At 57.1% G+C, this 15,263-nt stretch carries 24 protein-coding genes; 1 reads left to right on the top strand and 23 read right to left on the bottom strand.

Annotated features, from left to right (window positions below):
- Positions 1-75: 75 nt before the first annotated feature.
- Positions 76-684: a single-stranded DNA-binding protein gene (gene ssb, locus BM079_RS03560; protein WP_090130925.1), complete on the bottom strand. Its 609-nt coding sequence runs from the start codon at positions 682-684 to the stop codon at positions 76-78.
- 319 nt (positions 685-1,003) lie between these two features.
- On the opposite strand from ssb, the gene uvrA reads away from it, so the two are divergent.
- Entirely contained in the window at positions 1,004-3,835 is a 2,832-nt protein-coding gene (uvrA, locus tag BM079_RS03550) for an excinuclease ABC subunit UvrA (protein WP_090130921.1), read from the top strand.
- Positions 3,836-3,887: 52 nt separating this feature from the next.
- Here uvrA and BM079_RS03545 read toward each other — a convergent pair whose 3' ends face one another.
- The 22 genes from BM079_RS03545 to rplV all read right to left on the bottom strand — a co-directional run bounded on the left by BM079_RS03545 (position 3,888) and on the right by rplV (position 15,250).
- Entirely contained in the window at positions 3,888-4,658 is a 771-nt protein-coding gene (locus tag BM079_RS03545; protein ID WP_446685127.1) for an EAL domain-containing protein, read from the bottom strand.
- 111 nt (positions 4,659-4,769) lie between these two features.
- A complete protein-coding gene (gene rplQ / locus BM079_RS03540) occupies positions 4,770-5,156 on the bottom strand; it encodes a 50S ribosomal protein L17 (protein WP_090130917.1) in 387 nt (128 codons plus the stop codon).
- A gap of 40 nt (positions 5,157-5,196) precedes the next feature.
- Entirely contained in the window at positions 5,197-6,195 is a 999-nt protein-coding gene (locus tag BM079_RS03535) for a DNA-directed RNA polymerase subunit alpha (protein WP_090130915.1), read from the bottom strand.
- A gap of 49 nt (positions 6,196-6,244) precedes the next feature.
- Entirely contained in the window at positions 6,245-6,865 is a 621-nt protein-coding gene (gene rpsD / locus BM079_RS03530; RefSeq protein WP_090130913.1) for a 30S ribosomal protein S4, read from the bottom strand.
- A gap of 12 nt (positions 6,866-6,877) precedes the next feature.
- Positions 6,878-7,264, bottom strand: a complete 387-nt coding sequence (rpsK, locus tag BM079_RS03525) for a 30S ribosomal protein S11 (RefSeq protein ID WP_009723883.1) — start codon at positions 7,262-7,264, stop codon at positions 6,878-6,880.
- Between the two features lie 37 nt (positions 7,265-7,301).
- Complete coding sequence (gene rpsM / locus BM079_RS03520; protein WP_086620776.1) at positions 7,302-7,658, bottom strand: 30S ribosomal protein S13; 357 nt, start codon at positions 7,656-7,658, stop codon at positions 7,302-7,304.
- Positions 7,659-7,900: 242 nt separating this feature from the next.
- Positions 7,901-9,235 carry a preprotein translocase subunit SecY gene (secY, locus tag BM079_RS03515; protein ID WP_090130911.1) on the bottom strand — a complete coding sequence of 445 codons (1,335 nt, stop codon included), beginning with the start codon at positions 9,233-9,235 and terminating at the stop codon, positions 7,901-7,903.
- Complete coding sequence (rplO, locus tag BM079_RS03510) at positions 9,236-9,670, bottom strand: 50S ribosomal protein L15 (protein ID WP_090131923.1); 435 nt, start codon at positions 9,668-9,670, stop codon at positions 9,236-9,238. It lies immediately after the preceding gene.
- Between the two features lie 5 nt (positions 9,671-9,675).
- A complete protein-coding gene (rpmD, locus tag BM079_RS03505) occupies positions 9,676-9,861 on the bottom strand; it encodes a 50S ribosomal protein L30 (RefSeq protein WP_086620778.1) in 186 nt (61 codons plus the stop codon).
- Between the two features lie 5 nt (positions 9,862-9,866).
- Positions 9,867-10,370 (bottom strand): 30S ribosomal protein S5, encoded by a 504-nt coding sequence (gene rpsE / locus BM079_RS03500; RefSeq protein ID WP_086620779.1) that lies wholly within the window; start codon positions 10,368-10,370, stop codon positions 9,867-9,869.
- An 11-nt stretch (positions 10,371-10,381) separates the two neighbouring features.
- Positions 10,382-10,732, bottom strand: a complete 351-nt coding sequence (gene rplR / locus BM079_RS03495; RefSeq protein WP_090130909.1) for a 50S ribosomal protein L18 — start codon at positions 10,730-10,732, stop codon at positions 10,382-10,384.
- A gap of 9 nt (positions 10,733-10,741) precedes the next feature.
- Positions 10,742-11,272, bottom strand: coding sequence for a 50S ribosomal protein L6 (gene rplF, locus BM079_RS03490; RefSeq protein ID WP_090130907.1), 531 nt, complete (start codon positions 11,270-11,272; stop codon positions 10,742-10,744).
- Positions 11,273-11,281: 9 nt separating this feature from the next.
- Entirely contained in the window at positions 11,282-11,674 is a 393-nt protein-coding gene (gene rpsH / locus BM079_RS03485; protein ID WP_090130905.1) for a 30S ribosomal protein S8, read from the bottom strand.
- A gap of 20 nt (positions 11,675-11,694) precedes the next feature.
- Entirely contained in the window at positions 11,695-12,000 is a 306-nt protein-coding gene (gene rpsN, locus BM079_RS03480; RefSeq protein ID WP_090130902.1) for a 30S ribosomal protein S14, read from the bottom strand.
- A gap of 10 nt (positions 12,001-12,010) precedes the next feature.
- Entirely contained in the window at positions 12,011-12,550 is a 540-nt protein-coding gene (gene rplE, locus BM079_RS03475) for a 50S ribosomal protein L5 (RefSeq protein ID WP_090130899.1), read from the bottom strand.
- Positions 12,551-12,568: 18 nt separating this feature from the next.
- Entirely contained in the window at positions 12,569-12,886 is a 318-nt protein-coding gene (rplX, locus tag BM079_RS03470; RefSeq protein WP_090130898.1) for a 50S ribosomal protein L24, read from the bottom strand.
- Between the two features lie 16 nt (positions 12,887-12,902).
- Positions 12,903-13,274, bottom strand: a complete 372-nt coding sequence (gene rplN / locus BM079_RS03465) for a 50S ribosomal protein L14 (protein ID WP_086620786.1) — start codon at positions 13,272-13,274, stop codon at positions 12,903-12,905.
- A 46-nt stretch (positions 13,275-13,320) separates the two neighbouring features.
- Complete coding sequence (rpsQ, locus tag BM079_RS03460) at positions 13,321-13,587, bottom strand: 30S ribosomal protein S17 (RefSeq protein ID WP_090130896.1); 267 nt, start codon at positions 13,585-13,587, stop codon at positions 13,321-13,323.
- 1 nt (position 13,588) lies between these two features.
- Positions 13,589-13,777 (bottom strand): 50S ribosomal protein L29, encoded by a 189-nt coding sequence (gene rpmC / locus BM079_RS03455; protein WP_086620788.1) that lies wholly within the window; start codon positions 13,775-13,777, stop codon positions 13,589-13,591.
- Positions 13,777-14,190 carry a 50S ribosomal protein L16 gene (gene rplP, locus BM079_RS03450; RefSeq protein WP_090130894.1) on the bottom strand — a complete coding sequence of 138 codons (414 nt, stop codon included), beginning with the start codon at positions 14,188-14,190 and terminating at the stop codon, positions 13,777-13,779. Before rplP ends, rpmC begins: the two co-directional genes overlap by 1 nt.
- An 11-nt stretch (positions 14,191-14,201) precedes the next feature.
- Complete coding sequence (gene rpsC, locus BM079_RS03445; protein ID WP_090130893.1) at positions 14,202-14,903, bottom strand: 30S ribosomal protein S3; 702 nt, start codon at positions 14,901-14,903, stop codon at positions 14,202-14,204.
- Positions 14,904-14,914: 11 nt separating this feature from the next.
- Positions 14,915-15,250: a 50S ribosomal protein L22 gene (gene rplV / locus BM079_RS03440; RefSeq protein WP_090130891.1), complete on the bottom strand. Its 336-nt coding sequence runs from the start codon at positions 15,248-15,250 to the stop codon at positions 14,915-14,917.
- Positions 15,251-15,263 lie beyond the last annotated feature (13 nt).

Genomic DNA, 15,263 nt, shown 5'->3' with positions numbered 1-15,263 from the left:
TCAAGCAATAAAAAAGTGCCTTCCTGCGGGAAGGCACCATGCTTTTAGTATGTTCCGTTGCCGACCGTTAAAATATTAAAACGGGATCTCGTCATCGAAGTCATCGAAGCTGCCGGGATTGGGCGCGCCATTGTTGCCGCCCTGGTTGCCCTGTTGCGGATTCTGACCATACTGGCCCTGATTCTGGCCGCCCTGCTGCTGACCGCCGCCCTGATAGGGGCGGCCACCGCCCTGCTGGTTCTGGCCACCACCCTGCTGACCATAGCCGCCACCATTCTGACCGTAACCACCGCCGTTCTGGTTATAGCTGCCGCCCTGACCGCCGGCGTCACCACCCGGCGCGCCATTACGGCTATCCAGCATCTGCATGTCGTTGGCCACAATTTCGGTCGAATAGCGATCCTGACCGTCCTGACCCTGCCACTTGCGAGTCTGAAGGCGCCCTTCAATATAGAGGCGCGACCCCTTTTTCACGTATTGCTGGGCGATTTCAGCCAGCTTGTTGAACATGACAACGCTGTGCCATTCAGTACGCTCCTGACGCTGGCCGCTCTGACGGTCGGTCCAGGTATCGGTCGTTGCCAGACGCAGGTTGCAGACAGGACTGCCGGAGGGCAGAAAACGTACTTCCGGGTCCTGACCCAGATTACCGATCAGAATGACCTTGTTTACCCCACGGGCCATGTTTTTCTCCAGTGCCGACTGGCATGTTTGAACGAATGTAACGGATGCAGTGCCCAGGCCATTGCCTTGACATGATCGTCTATAATAACTGTATGGATATTCACTGCAATGCAGGCCTTGCCGAGCCCATCACTGAAACGACAGGCGCTGCTCCTTCAGAGGCTGCTCTTGCTTTTTTTGATGGGCTCTTGCCCCTTCATGGTAAGCAGCCGCTATTTTACCGGGCTGCGCACCACATGGAAAACGCTGAGCGCTGCATTTTGCGCCCTGCTTTCAACTCCTTCTATAGTGTCTTTCCGACGCCGGCGATGAGGTAGGTATGGATCGTATTTCGGTGAGTGGGGCCCGCACTCACAACCTGAACAATATTGATGTCGAATTACCCCGTGACAAGCTGATTGTCTTTACCGGACTTTCCGGGTCGGGCAAATCGTCTCTGGCCTTTGACACGCTCTATGCCGAGGGGCAGCGGCGCTATGTGGAATCCCTGTCGACCTATGCGCGACAGTTTCTTTCAATGATGGAAAAGCCCGATGTTGATCACATCGAAGGGCTGTCGCCGGCCATCTCCATCGAGCAGAAGTCGACCTCGCATAACCCGCGCTCCACCGTCGGCACCATCACCGAAATCTACGACTACCTGCGTCTTCTTTATGCCCGTGCCGGTACGCCACGCTGCCCGGACCACGAGCTCGACCTTGAGGCCCAGACAGTCTCGCAGATGGTCGATCAGACCCTGGCGCTAGAGGAAGGCACCCGGGTCATGCTGTTGGCACCCATCATCAAGGGCCGCAAGGGCGAGCATCAGCAGACCCTGACCGAGCTGCGCACCCAGGGGTTTGTGCGGGTCCGGATCGATGGTCAGACCTACGAATTCGATGAACTCCCCACGCTTGAAAAGAACAAGAAACACGATATCAGCGTTGTGGTCGATCGCCTGAAGATCCGTCAGGATATCGAGCAGCGCCTGGCAGAGTCCTTCGAGACGGCTCTGGGGCTGTCCGACGGGGCTGCCATCCTGCACTTCATGGACGGCGACCGCGAGGACATGATCTTTTCATCGCGCTTTGCCTGCCCCATCTGCGGCTACTCGATCGCAGAGCTCGAACCCCGAATGTTCTCCTTCAACAACCCGGCCGGGGCCTGCCCCAGCTGCGACGGTCTGGGCGTACATCAGTTCTTTGATCCCGACAAGCTCATTCGTCAGGATGATCTGTCGCTGGCCGAGGGCGTCATCAAGGGATGGGACAGACGCAGCATTTACTATTTCAATCAGCTTGAAGCCGTCGCCGCGCACTACCATTTCGAGCTGGAAACGCCCTGGAAGCAGCTGCCACAGCGGGTGCGTGATGTGGTGCTGCACGGCAGCGGTCGCGAGTCCATCTCGTTTTCCTACGTCAACGATCGCGGCAAGAAGGTTTCTCGCGAACATGCCTTCGAAGGCGTACTTCCCAACATGGAGCGCCGCTACCGGGAAACCGACTCGAGCATGGTGCGTGATGACCTGTCGCGTCATCTGGCCGTGCGTCCCTGCCCGACCTGTCACGGCAGCCGCCTGCGTCGTGAAGCCCGTCATGTCTTCGTGGACGAACATTCGCTCCCGGCCGTGGTAACCAAACCGATCGGCGAGGCGCGCGCATTTTTTGACGCCATGGCGCTGCCCGGGCATCGCGGCGAGATCGCCAAACGCATCCTGTATGAGATCACCAGCCGTCTCGAGTTTCTGGTCAATGTCGGTCTCGATTACCTGACGCTGGAGCGCAGTGCCGATACCCTCTCGGGCGGTGAGGCGCAGCGCATCCGCCTGGCCAGTCAGATCGGCGCCGGGCTGGTAGGGGTCATGTATATTCTTGATGAACCTTCCATCGGACTGCACCAGCGTGACAATGATCGGCTTCTCCAGACGCTGACAAGACTTCGCGATCTCGGCAATACCGTAATCGTGGTTGAACATGATGAGGATGCCATTCGGGCGGCGGATCACGTCCTCGACATGGGCCCCGGCGCCGGCGTTCACGGCGGGCAGATCACTGCACAGGGAACGCCCGAAGAGATCGAGGCCAATCAGGCATCACTGACCGGCCAGTATCTGTCAGGCAGCCGCCGCATCGAGATCCCTTCGCCGCGCACACCGGTGACTTCGGAGAAGATGCTGCACCTGACGCAGGCCAGCGGCAACAATCTGGACAATGTGGATCTGGCACTGCCGCTGGGGCTTTTTGTCTGTGTGACAGGCGTTTCGGGCTCAGGGAAGTCGACCCTGATCAACGCTACCCTGATGCCTGTGGCCGCCCGCCAGCTCAACAAGGCCACAACGCTGACGCCTGCACCCTTCAAGGATATCGAAGGGCTCGATCAGCTCGACAAGATCATTGATATCGATCAGAGTCCCATCGGCCGGACGCCGCGCTCCAACCCGGCCACCTATACGGGCATTTTCACACCGATCCGAGAGCTGTTTGCCGGCACGCCCGAGGCCCGCTCGCGCGGCTACAAGCCGGGGAGGTTCTCGTTCAACGTCAAGGGCGGCCGATGCGAGGCGTGTCAGGGTGAAGGCATGATCAAGGTAGAGATGCATTTCCTGCCGGACATCTATGTGCCCTGCGATGTCTGCGGCGGCCGCCGATACAACCGGGAAACGCTGGATGTGCTTTACAAGGGGCACAGTATCCACGACGTGCTGGAGATGACCATCGAAGAGGCCGTCGAGTTCTTTTCTCCGGTACCTGCCATCGCGCGTCGCCTGCAGACGCTGATGGATGTGGGGCTGTCCTATATCAAACTGGGGCAGAGTGCCATCACGCTCTCCGGCGGTGAGGCCCAGCGCGTCAAGCTCGCCCGGGAACTGGCCAAACGGGATACCGGCAAGACGCTCTATATTCTGGATGAGCCGACTACCGGCCTGCACTTCGAGGACATTCGACAGCTTCTGGGCGTGCTGCACCGCCTGCGCGATCAGGGTAACTCGGTGGTGGTCATCGAGCACAACCTTGATGTCATCAAAACGGCCGATTGGATCATTGATCTTGGCCCCGAGGGCGGCTCGGGAGGTGGACGCATCATTGCCGAAGGCACGCCGGAGGAGATCAGCGAGCAGGAGATCTCGCATACCGGGCGCTTCTTGAAGCCGCTACTGGCACGAGGCTACTAGGCACGTCGACACCATAAATGAAGGGACTGGAAGCGACAGCGCTTCCGGCCCCTTACGGTGCAGTAACGGCCTCGATACAGGCAGGATCAACATCGGGCAGCGCTTCAAAGGCCGGCCGCGCGTAATAGTAGCCCTGATGACGCATAATGCCCTGCTGATACAACCATCGAGCCTCTTCCAGCGTTTCCACGCCTTCCGCGACAAGCCCGATATCCAGCGCCTGTGCCATCAAGACCATCTGGCGCACCAGTATCTGACGCCTTTCATCCTGTTCAATGTGAGTGATCAACACGCGATCCAGCTTCAAGTGATGCGGCGTTAACACAGTTAATAGATCCAGATTGGCATGCCCGGTTCCAAAATCATCCAGCGCTACCGCAAACCCCATCTCGTGATACTGCTCGACGATATGACACAGATGATCACGGTCGGCCACATGCTCGCTTTCGGTAATCTCGAAGATCAGATCATTGAGCGACCATCCCACGTCACGGGCCGTGTTCAGAGTGGCACGTATACAGGCACGAGGCTCATAGACGGCATTGGGCAAAAAATTGATGGAGAGCTTTGACGTCATGCCAAGCCGGCTGGCCATCTCAATGGCACGCACGCGACAGGCCTGATCAAAGGCGTAAAGCTGCTCGGCCTTTACCTGTGACAGCACCGACCAGGCAGACTCACCATTGACGCCACGAACCAGCGCTTCATGCGCAAGGACACTGCCGTTGCGGAGATCGATGATCGGCTGGAAGGCCATGGTAAAGGAAAAAGGGAGATCGTGTTGACAGCTCTCGCACGACCCGTTGACAAAGTGGCATCCCACGGCGGTTACTCAAAGACTGATGGAGCCTCAGTATGGAACATGCCGGTTTTTTCAGAGACAAAAAAAGCCGGCCCGAAGGCCGGCTTTTCTGACGATAGCAGAAAATGCGGTTTATTCTTCGCCGCTGGCTTCTGCTGCTACCGGGCGATCAACCAGCTCAACGTACGCCATGGGCGCATTGTCGCCGGCTCGGAAACCACACTTGAGAACGCGTACATAACCACCCGGACGGGTGTTGTAACGCGGACCCAGCTCATTGAAGAGCTTGCCTACCGCATCCTTGGAACCGGTGCGGCTGAAGGCCAGGCGGCGATTAGCGACGCTATCATTTTTTGCCAGCGTGATCAGCGGCTCGATATAGCGACGCAGCTCCTTGGCCTTGGGCAGCGTGGTTTTGATCATTTCGTGCTCGACCAGCGAAATGCACATGTTCTGGAACATGGCATTGCGGTGCGAGCTGTTACGGCTCAGATGACGACCGGTTTTACGATGACGCATGGATAAGATTCCTTACCAATCTGGGGCGCGAGTCACCCGTTCAGGCAGAGGCCTTGTCGTCCTTCAGACTCGCCGGCGGCCAGTTGTCCAGCCGCATGCCAAGTGAAAGATTACGAGCCTCGAGAACGTCCTTGATTTCGTTCAACGACTTCTTGCCGAGATTGGGTGTTTTAAGAAGCTCTACTTCAGTGCGCTGAATCAGGTCACCGATATAGTAGATATTCTCGGCCTTCAGGCAGTTGGCGCTACGGACAGTCAATTCGAGATCGTCAACAGGGCGCAGCAGAATCGGATCAATCTGATCTTCCTCTTCTTCCACTTCCTGCTCTTTCTCGGCTTCAAGATCGACGAAGGCAGCCAGCTGCTCCTGCAAAATGGTTGCAGAGCGGCGGATGGCTTCTTCGGGATCCAGCGTGCCGTCGGTTTCCAGATCGATGACCAGCTTGTCGAGGTCGGTACGCTGTTCAACACGCGCCGCTTCGACAGCATAGGACACGCGACGCACCGGCGTGTAGGTGGCATCAAGCTGAAGACGGCCGATGGCGCGCGATTCATCATCACGCTCGGCGCGCACATCAGCCGGCTCATAGCCACGACCACGCATTACGCGCAGCTGCATCTTGAGTTCACAGCCCTCGTTGATGTGGGCAATGACATGATCCGGATTGACAATCTCGACGTCATGATCGGTAGCGATATCGCCGGCCGTCATGATGCCCGGGCCCTGCTTGTTCAGCGTTAATACAACGTCATCGCGGCCATGCATCCGAATGGATACGCCCTTCAGATTCAGGAGGATCTCGATAACATCTTCCTGAACACCTTCGATTGCGCTGTACTCATGCAGAACGCCTTCGATTTCTGCTTCTGTAATCGCACACCCGGGCATGGATGACAGCAGAATACGACGCAGGGCGTTCCCGAGAGTATGACCAAAGCCGCGCTCGAAGGGCTCGAGCACGATCTTTGCATGATTCGCGCTGACTTCCTCGACCTTGATGTCACGAGGTCTTAGAAACTCTGTCACTGAACGCTGCATATGAACACCTATCAGGCTGCCAAACGGTTAATCCAAAAAAGCTCAATGCTTATTTGGAGTACAGCTCGACAATCAGGTTTTCGTTGATGTCGGCAGACAGGTCGCCGCGCTCAGGCAGAGCCTTGAAAGTGCCTTCCATCTTCTTCGAGTCAACGTCGACCCAGCTTACATCACCGCGATTGCCGGCAAGTTCCAGAGACTGCTGAATGCGCGTCTGGTTTTTGGCCTTTTCGCGAATGCTGACTACATCGCCGGGGCGGACCTTGTAGGAGGCCACATTGACGGTACGACCGTTGACAGCGATGGCCTTGTGGCTGACCAGCTGGCGAGCTTCGCTGCGAGTCGAGCCAAAGCCCATGCGGTAAACGACATTGTCAAGGCGAGTCTCGAGGAGCTGAAGCAGGACTTCGCCCGTGGCTCCCTTCTGACGCGCGGCTTCCTTGTAATAATTGCGGAACTGCTTTTCCAGTACGCCGTAGTAACGACGGACCTTCTGCTTTTCACGCAGCTGCGAGCCGTATTCGGAAAGACGCTGACGGCGCTGACCGTGTTGACCCGGGGGAGTCTCTGACTTGCACTTCTTCTCGAACGCCGTAACACCACTCTTCAAAAAGAGGTCGGTGCCTTCGCGACGAGAGAGCTTGCACTTCGGACCAGTATAACGTGCCATGAGTGTGTCTCCTTAAACGCGGCGCTTTTTCGGCGGGCGGCACCCGTTATGCGGGATGGGTGTCGCGTCGGTAATGCTCTGCACGCGAAAACCGGCGGCATTCAATGCGCGCACGGCGGACTCACGGCCGGGCCCCGGGCCCTTGACCAGTACGTCGACGTTTTTCACACCATACTCGGCTGCAGCAGTTGCTGCACGTTCACTTGCCACTTGGGCAGCGAACGGGGTGCTCTTGCGAGAACCACGAAAACCCGAACCACCGGCAGTGGCCCATGAAAGAGCGTTGCCCTGGCGGTCTGTGATCGTCACGATCGTATTGTTAAAAGAGGCATGGATGTGGGCAACCGCATCCACGACCTGCTTTTTAACCTTTTTACGGTTACTGCGCGGGTTAGCCATGTTTGATGTTCCTGAATTCTAAACGCCGGACATGCGTTTATTTGCGAATCGGTTTACGCGGGCCCTTGCGGGTACGCGCATTCGTCTTCGTGCGCTGTCCACGCATCGGAAGACTGCGACGATGGCGCAGACCACGGTAGCAACCCAGATCCATGAGACGCTTGATATTCAGCGTAATCTCACGGCGGAGGTCGCCTTCCACGGCATATTGGCCAACAGCAGTACGCACTTCGTCGAGTTTCTCGGCGGAGATGTCTCCAACCTTGACGTCGGGTGCGATACCCACCTGCGCACAGATTTCCTTCGCGCGGGTGCGACCAATACCGTAGATGTAGGTCAGCGAGATCGCCGCATGCTTGTTGTCCGGGATATTGACGCCTGCAATACGGGCCATCAGCTTTCTCCGAATTTGAGCGGCTTGCTCGGTTAATCGTCTATAAAAGGCGCAATAGAATACCTCCCCTGACAAGCCATGACAAGGGGGCATACCACGACAACCTGTCTCTTTGGCAGCAAGGCGAAAGCTTTCTGCCGGCGCCGTCATCAGAAAGGACCTGAATGTCGACGCAATCAGATCCTGCGGATCTGAATGGTAAATGACAGGCCCCCGGAGGGACCTGCCATTACCGGGAAATGTCAGCGCATCATGCCGCCGCTGCCATAGCCCTTGAGGTTTGACTTCTTCATTACAGACTCATACTGACTGGACATCAGGTGAGACTGAACCTGCGCCATGAAATCCATGACGACCACAACCACGATCAGCAGCGAGGTGCCACCGAAGTAGAAGGGAACCTGCCACGCCACCATGAGAAACTGCGGCATGAGAGAGACCAGCGTAATGTAGAGCGCACCAAACAACGTCAGACGCGTCATGACCTTGTCGATATAACGCGACGTCTGTTCACCGGGGCGAATACCGGGCAGAAATGCCCCCGATTTCTTCAGATTATCAGCTACATCCTTCGGATTGAAAACCAGAGCGGTGTAGAAGAAGCAGAAGAACACCACGGCCGTTGCGAACAGTAGAATATACAGGGGCTGTCCTGGCCCGAGCGCCTGAGAAATGGTCGACAACCACCCCATGTTCTCGCCCTGACCAAACCACTGACCCAGCGATGCCGGAAACAGCAAAATGCTCGAGGCAAAGATCGGCGGGATGACACCGGCCATATTGACCTTCATCGGCAGATAACTGCTCTGACCGGCATACATCTTGTTGCCGACCTGACGACGCGGATAGTTCACCGTAATACGGCGCTGCCCACGTTCGATGAAGACCACAAAGGCGACCGTGGCAATACCCAGTACACCCAGTGCCAGCAGCGGCAGCACATTCCAGGCACCATCATTGCGTGCCAGCTCGAATGACTGTCCAAGCGCACCGGGCAGACCGGCAACAATACCTGCAAAGATGATCAGCGAAATACCGTTGCCGATCCCCTTTTCGGTAATCTGCTCACCCAGCCACATCAGGAATACGGCACCTGCCACGAACGTGGTGACTGCCGTAAAGTAGAAGCTGAAATCGGCGCTGTAAGCGACCCCGTTACTGACAAGCCCTACTGACATGCCGATCGCCTGGATCAATGCCAGTAACACCGTACCATAACGAGTGTACTGGCTGATCTTTCGACGGCCGGCCTCGCCTTCCTTCTTCAGCTGTTCCAGCTGCGGCGAAACCACGGTCAGAAGCTGCATGATAATTGATGCAGAAATATAGGGCATGATGCCCAGTGCAAAAATACTCATGCGCTGCAGGGCACCCCCTGAAAACATGTTGAACATGCTCAGGATGGTGCCCTGATTTTCTCTGAACAAGGCAGTGAGCTGGTCAGGATCGATACCGGGGACTGGAATGTGGGCACCGATACGGTAAACCACGATTGCGATGAAAACGAATCTCAAGCGAGCCCATAGCTCGCTCAGACCGCTTTGATTGTTTGCCGGTACTTTTCCTGACTTGGCCATTTAGTCCTCTACCTTGCCACCGGCGGCTTCAATGGCAGCCCGTGCACCCTTGGTGACTTTCAGACCACGTACAGTGACGGCACGGTCAAGGCTGCCGGACAGCACGACCTTGGCATGACGCGTCGCATTTTTCAGTACGTTGGCCTTTTTGAGGCTTGCCATGTCGGCGATGTCACCTTCGACACGAGCCAGCTCATTGAGGCGAACCTCTTCGCTGACCAGCGACCTGGCTGATGTGAAGCCGAACTTGGGGAGACGACGCTGTAGCGGCATCTGACCGCCTTCAAAACCCGGCTTGATCGAACCACCGCTGCGCGAGGTCTGACCCTTGTGGCCACGGCCGGCAGTCTTGCCCAGACCGGAACCGATACCGCGTCCAACACGCTTTTCAGCATGTTTGGAACCCGGCGCCGGACTCAGGCTATTGAGTTTCATGGTCATTACTGAGCTCCTTCAACGCGAACGAGGTAGTTGACCTTGTTGATCATGCCACGAACGGCCGGTGTGTCTTCAAGCTCAACCGTATGGTTGATGCGGCGAAGCCCCAGACCGCGCATGGTGGCCTTGTGCTTTTCAAGTACGCCGATCGTACTGCGCACTTGAGTAACCCTGATAGTGGCTGACATGGCGCTTACCCCGTAATCGCTTCAACGGACAGGCCACGCTTTGCCGCAACGTCTTCGGGAGAACGCATGGAAGCGAGTCCCTTGACGGTTGCGCGCACGACGTTGACCGGATTGGTCGAGCCGTAGCACTTGGCCAGAACGTCATGCACACCTGCCAGTTCCAATACCGAGCGCATCGCACCACCTGCGATGATGCCGGTACCTTCGGAGGCAGGCTGCATGAAGACCTTGGAAGCGCCATGGTTGGCACGCACCGGATACTGCAGCGTGTTACCGCGCAGCTCGACCTTGATCATGTTGCGATGCGCCTGGTCCATTGCCTTCTGGATGGCGACAGGCACTTCACGTGCCTTGCCGCGACCAAAGCCAATACGACCATTGCCATCACCTACGACGGTCAGAGCGGTGAAACCGAAAATACGGCCGCCCTTGACCACTTTGGCAACACGGTTGATCTGAACAAGCTTTTCCTGCAGATCGCCGTTGCCCCTCTGTTCGTTATTCGCCATCGTAGAACCCTTTAGAATTGCAGGCCGCCTTCGCGCGCGGCATCAGCGAGGGCCTTGACCCGACCATGGTACCTGAACCCGGAACGGTCAAAGGCAACTTGAGTAATTCCCGCTTCCCTTGCGCGCTCGGCCAGCAGTGTACCAACGCGAGCAGCAGCATCGGCGTTACCGGTCGCATCTTCACGCAGCGACTTGTCGAGCGTGGAGGCGCTGACCAGAACCTGGCCACCGTCTGCGGAAATAATCTGAGCGTACATGTGACGCGGCGTGCGATTGACACTCAGACGGTTGATACCAAGTTCGCGGATCTTGGCGCGCGTGCGGCGGGCACGACGGAGACGAGCTTCTTTCTTCGCGTTCATAACCCTGCCTTATTTCTTCTTGGCTTCTTTACGAAGGATGCGTTCATCGCTGTAACGAACGCCCTTGCCCTTGTAGGGCTCCGGCGGACGGAACGCACGAATCTCGGCAGCCACCTGACCAAGACGCTGTTTGTCAGCGCTCTTGAGAACGATTGTGGTGTTCTTGGGCGTTTCAACAACCACGCCTTCGGGCACCTTGTAATCGATCGGGTGAGAGAAACCAAGTGTCAGGTTGAGTGTCTGACCGTTGGCCTGAGCGCGATAACCGACACCGGTGATTTCCAGCGAACGGGTAAAGCCCTCGGAAACGCCAACGACCATGTTGTTGACCAGAGCGCGGGTGGTTCCGGCCATGGCCCAATTCTTGGCTGAAGCGCTGGGTTCGAACGTCAGCTGGTTATCCTGCTGATTGACCACAACATCGTTATGGACGTTCATTTCCAGCTGCCCCTGACCGCCCCGGACGGTCAGCCTGCCTTCCTCGAGCGTGACTTCCACACCGCTGGGCAGCTTAACCGGGTATTTTGCAATCCTGGACATCATAGACTCCTAGAATACGGTGCAGATGACTTCACCGCCGACGCCTGCCTGGCGCGCCGCACGATCGGTCATGACACCTCTGGACGTGGACACGATGGCCACCCCCAGACCGTCTGCTACGCGCGGCAGTTCGTCCTTGCCCTTGTAGTTACGAAGGGACGGCTTCGACGCACGCTGAATGTGCTCGATGACCGGCTTGCCTTCGAAATACTTGAGGGTAATCGTCAGATCAACCTTGACGTCGCCTTCGGTGGAGAAGTCGGCAATGTAACCTTCTTCCTTCAAAACACGCGCGACTTCGACCTTGATCTTGGAAGACGGCATGGTCACCGTCTCCTTGGTCGCCATCTGCGCATTACGGATACGAGTCAGCATATCCGCGAGTGTATCCTGCATGCTCATCGATAACGCTCCTGATGCGATTACCAGCTGGACTTGGTCAGGCCGGGCACATCGCCACGCATGGCCGCTTCGCGCAGCTTGTTGCGGCCAAGTCCAAACTTGTTGTAATAGCCGTGCGGACGGCCGGTGACACGGCAGCGATTACGCTGACGAACCGGACTCGAATTGCGCGGCAGTTTCTGCAGCTGAAGCTGCGCATCAAAGCGCTCTTCGTCAGAGCTATTGACGTTGTTGATGATCGCCTTGAGTTCGGCACGACGGGCTGCGTACTTGTCTACCAGCTCGGCGCGCTTGCGCTCGCGCTCAACCATGCTTTTCTTTGCCATGATTACACCTTTATTTCCGGAAGGGGAAGTTCAATGCACTCAGCAGTGCACGAGCTTCTTCATCGGTGCCGGCAGACGTGGTGATGGTGATATCCAGCCCGCGAACACGGTCAACCTTGTCGTATTCGATTTCGGGGAAGATGATCTGTTCACGCACACCCATCGAGTAATTTCCGCGGCCGTCAAAGGACTTCGCATTGAGGCCACGGAAGTCACGAATACGAGGAATCGCGATATTTACCAGACGGTCCAGAAAGTCCCACATGCGCTCGCTGCGCAGAGTGACCTTGGTACCGATCGGCCAGCCTTCGCGCACCTTGAAGCCCGCAACTGACTTGCGCGCCAAGGTCACGATCGGCTTCTGACCGGAAAGCTTTTCCAGATCAACCACAGCGTTGTCGATCAGCTTCTTGTCGCTGGTCGCATCGCCGACACCCATGTTGAGGGTGACCTTGGTGATCCGGGGCACCTGCATTACGTTGGCGTAGCCAAACTGCTCTGTGAGCCTGGCCATCACCTCGTCTTTATACTGCTGTTTCAAGTTCGCCATGTTGCCACCCGAATCGCGTTAGGCGTCGATCTGCTTTTGCGTCGACCTGAAGATACGGATCTTGGTACCGTCGTCATTCATCTGAAAGCCGACCCGATCCGCTTTGCCGGTCTCTGTATTGAAGATGGCAACGTTGGACCCGTGGATCGGAGCCTCACGCTCAACGATACCCCCCTGATTACCGGCCATCGGGTTGGGCTTAGTGTGACGCTTGATCATGTTCACACCCGAAACCACGTAGCGCCCGTCCTGCAGAACCCGCTTGACGGTACCGCGCTTGCCCTTGTCCTTGCCGGCGATGACGACGACTTCATCATCACGTTTGATCTTGCGCATAATTCCGCCTCGCTCCTTACAGCACTTCGGGCGCCAGGGAGATAATCCGCATGAACTTCTCGGTACGAAGTTCACGGGTTACCGGCCCGAAAATACGAGTGCCTACCGGCTGCTCGTTGGCGTTGTTCAACAAAACCGCCGCATTGCCATCGAAGCGGATAAGAGAACCATCCGGACGGCGGATCCCGCTGCGTGTGCGTACTACAACGGCCTTGAGCACCTGACCCTTTTTGACACGGCCACGCGGAATCGCTTCCTTGACCGTTACCTTGATGATGTCGCCAACGCGGGCGTAACGGCGATGAGAACCGCCCAGGACCTTGATGCACTGGACCCTGCGCGCTCCGCTGTTGTCAGCGACATCCAGCATTGTTTGCGTTTGAATCATCGGTTTTCTCCAAACCTGAACTGATGCACGGGTTTAGGCAGCTGCCTTACCCTCTGGCCTGCTCGACGACTTCAACCAGAGTCCATGCCTTTTTCTTTGAAATCGGCCGGCACTCTTCGATGGAAACCAGATCGCCGATGTGGGCCTGGTTGGTTTCGTCGTGCGCATGCAGTTTGGTGGAGCGCTTCATGTACTTTCCGTAGATCGGATGGCGCTCACGACGTTCGATCATGACAACGATCGACTTTTCCATCCGATCACTCACCACACGTCCGGTGAGCCTGCGTGCTTGGTTTGCCTGTTCTTCGGCCATTTCAGTCCACCTTCTCGTTGAGCACAGTCTTCACGCGCGCGATGTCGCGGCGAACCTGTTTGAGCAGATGGTTCTGGCTCAACTGACCGGTAGCCTTCTGCATCCGCAGGTTGAATTGCTCGCGCAGCAGTTCGAACAGCTGCTCATTGAGCGCTTCGGTCGACTTGTCACGAAGTTCCTGAGCTTTCATTACATTACCGTCCGTTTCACAAAGGTAGTGGCAACGGGCATCTTCTGAGCTGCGAGGCTGAACGCTTCGCGTGCCAGCTCTTCCGATACGCCTTCAATTTCGTAGAGCACCCTGCCCGGCTGAATCTGAGCGACCCAGTATTCGACAGAGCCCTTGCCCTTACCCATACGGACTTCGAGCGGCTTTTCGGAGATCGGCTTGTCCGGGAACACGCGGATCCAGATCTTGCCGCCACGTTTGACATGACGTGTGATAGCACGACGGCCGGCTTCAATCTGACGAGCAGTGATACGACCGCGACCGGTCGCCTTGAGGCCGTACTCGCCGAAGCTCACGCTGCTACCGCGATGCGCCAGACCGCGGTTGCGGCCCTTCTGCTGCTTGCGGAATTTGGTACGCTTGGGCTGTAACATCGACTATCCCCTTACTTGGAACCTTTCTTCTTGCCGGGAGCGGCCGTCTGCGAGCTGTTCTGCTTCGCACGGACTTCATCGATCCCACCAAGAATTTCGCCCTTGAAGATCCACACCTTGACACCGATGACACCGTAGGTGGTGTGCGCCTCGTAAACCGAGTAATCGATATCGGCACGCAGGGTGTGAAGGGGAACACGGCCTTCGCGATACCATTCCGTACGCGCGATTTCAGCGCCACCAAGACGACCGGACAGCTGAATCCGGATACCCTTGGCGCCCAGACGCATGGCGTTTTGCACGGCACGCTTCATGGCACGACGGAACATGACGCGACGCTCGAGCTGACCGGCGACGTTCTGCGCGACCAGCGCAGCGTCGAGTTCCGGCTTGCGAACTTCCTCGATGTTGACGTGAACCGGCACGCCCATGAGGTTGGTCAGATCACGACGCAGACGCTCGACATCTTCACCCTTCTTGCCGATCACGATACCCGGACGAGCGGTATGGATGGTAATGCGGGCGTTGTTTGCCGGACGCTCGATATGGATTTTGCTGACAGAAGCGCTTTTCAGACGCTCCGACAGAAAACTGCGAACTTCGAGATCGTTGTTGAGCTTGTCGGCGTAATCGCCGCGCTCGGCGTACCACACGGAAGTGTGATCCTTGACGATCCCAAGGCGAATACCGACTGGATTGACTTTTTGACCCATCTGGTCGACTCCTACTTCTCGGCTACCTTGACGGTGATATGGCAGGTACGCTTGTTGATACGATCTGCACGGCCCTTGGCACGCGGCAGAATACGCTTGAGCGTCATGCCCTCATCGACACAGATGGTCGAGACGCGAAGCTCGTCGATGTCCATGCCGTTATTTTCTTCCGCGTTGGCAATAGCAGATTGCAGTACCTTTCTCACCAGCACCGCGCCCTTCTTGGGCGAGAATGCCAGGATATTCAGCGCTTCTGCGACCGGCTTGCCCCGCACCTGATCTGCCACCAAACGTGCCTTCTGGGCGGACAGGCGAGCGCCGCGCAATTTAGCAGCTACTTCTTCCATTGTGGTCCTCTCC

The sequence above is a fragment of the Kushneria avicenniae genome (assembly GCF_900112585.1).
GTDB lineage: Bacteria > Pseudomonadota > Gammaproteobacteria > Pseudomonadales > Halomonadaceae > Kushneria > Kushneria avicenniae.
Note: the sequence above shows the minus strand (reverse complement) of the source record. Positions and strands in the feature narration are given on the sequence as shown.

What these genes read in the sequence shown, in the direction of transcription:
- ssb (WP_090130925.1), bottom strand. Translation starts at nt 684, where the DNA reads ATGGCCCGTGGGGTAAACAAGGTCATTCTGATCGGTAATCTGGGTCAG.
- uvrA (WP_090130921.1), top strand. Translation starts at nt 1,004, where the DNA reads ATGGATCGTATTTCGGTGAGTGGGGCCCGCACTCACAACCTGAACAAT.
- rplQ (WP_090130917.1), bottom strand. Translation starts at nt 5,156, where the DNA reads ATGCGTCATCGTAAAACCGGTCGTCATCTGAGCCGTAACAGCTCGCAC.
- BM079_RS03535 (WP_090130915.1), bottom strand. Translation starts at nt 6,195, where the DNA reads ATGCAGCGTTCAGTGACAGAGTTTCTAAGACCTCGTGACATCAAGGTC.
- rpsD (WP_090130913.1), bottom strand. Translation starts at nt 6,865, where the DNA reads ATGGCACGTTATACTGGTCCGAAGTGCAAGCTCTCTCGTCGCGAAGGC.
- rpsK (WP_009723883.1), bottom strand. Translation starts at nt 7,264, where the DNA reads ATGGCTAACCCGCGCAGTAACCGTAAAAAGGTTAAAAAGCAGGTCGTG.
- rpsM (WP_086620776.1), bottom strand. Translation starts at nt 7,658, where the DNA reads ATGGCCCGTATTGCAGGCGTCAATATCCCGGACAACAAGCATGCGGCG.
- secY (WP_090130911.1), bottom strand. Translation starts at nt 9,235, where the DNA reads ATGGCCAAGTCAGGAAAAGTACCGGCAAACAATCAAAGCGGTCTGAGC.
- rplO (WP_090131923.1), bottom strand. Translation starts at nt 9,670, where the DNA reads ATGAAACTCAATAGCCTGAGTCCGGCGCCGGGTTCCAAACATGCTGAA.
- rpmD (WP_086620778.1), bottom strand. Translation starts at nt 9,861, where the DNA reads ATGTCAGCCACTATCAGGGTTACTCAAGTGCGCAGTACGATCGGCGTA.
- rpsE (WP_086620779.1), bottom strand. Translation starts at nt 10,370, where the DNA reads ATGGCGAATAACGAACAGAGGGGCAACGGCGATCTGCAGGAAAAGCTT.
- rplR (WP_090130909.1), bottom strand. Translation starts at nt 10,732, where the DNA reads ATGAACGCGAAGAAAGAAGCTCGTCTCCGTCGTGCCCGCCGCACGCGC.
- rplF (WP_090130907.1), bottom strand. Translation starts at nt 11,272, where the DNA reads ATGTCCAGGATTGCAAAATACCCGGTTAAGCTGCCCAGCGGTGTGGAA.
- rpsH (WP_090130905.1), bottom strand. Translation starts at nt 11,674, where the DNA reads ATGAGCATGCAGGATACACTCGCGGATATGCTGACTCGTATCCGTAAT.
- rpsN (WP_090130902.1), bottom strand. Translation starts at nt 12,000, where the DNA reads ATGGCAAAGAAAAGCATGGTTGAGCGCGAGCGCAAGCGCGCCGAGCTG.
- rplE (WP_090130899.1), bottom strand. Translation starts at nt 12,550, where the DNA reads ATGGCGAACTTGAAACAGCAGTATAAAGACGAGGTGATGGCCAGGCTC.
- rplX (WP_090130898.1), bottom strand. Translation starts at nt 12,886, where the DNA reads ATGCGCAAGATCAAACGTGATGATGAAGTCGTCGTCATCGCCGGCAAG.
- rplN (WP_086620786.1), bottom strand. Translation starts at nt 13,274, where the DNA reads ATGATTCAAACGCAAACAATGCTGGATGTCGCTGACAACAGCGGAGCG.
- rpsQ (WP_090130896.1), bottom strand. Translation starts at nt 13,587, where the DNA reads ATGGCCGAAGAACAGGCAAACCAAGCACGCAGGCTCACCGGACGTGTG.
- rpmC (WP_086620788.1), bottom strand. Translation starts at nt 13,777, where the DNA reads ATGAAAGCTCAGGAACTTCGTGACAAGTCGACCGAAGCGCTCAATGAG.
- rplP (WP_090130894.1), bottom strand. Translation starts at nt 14,190, where the DNA reads ATGTTACAGCCCAAGCGTACCAAATTCCGCAAGCAGCAGAAGGGCCGC.
- rpsC (WP_090130893.1), bottom strand. Translation starts at nt 14,903, where the DNA reads ATGGGTCAAAAAGTCAATCCAGTCGGTATTCGCCTTGGGATCGTCAAG.
- rplV (WP_090130891.1), bottom strand. Translation starts at nt 15,250, where the DNA reads ATGGAAGAAGTAGCTGCTAAATTGCGCGGCGCTCGCCTGTCCGCCCAG.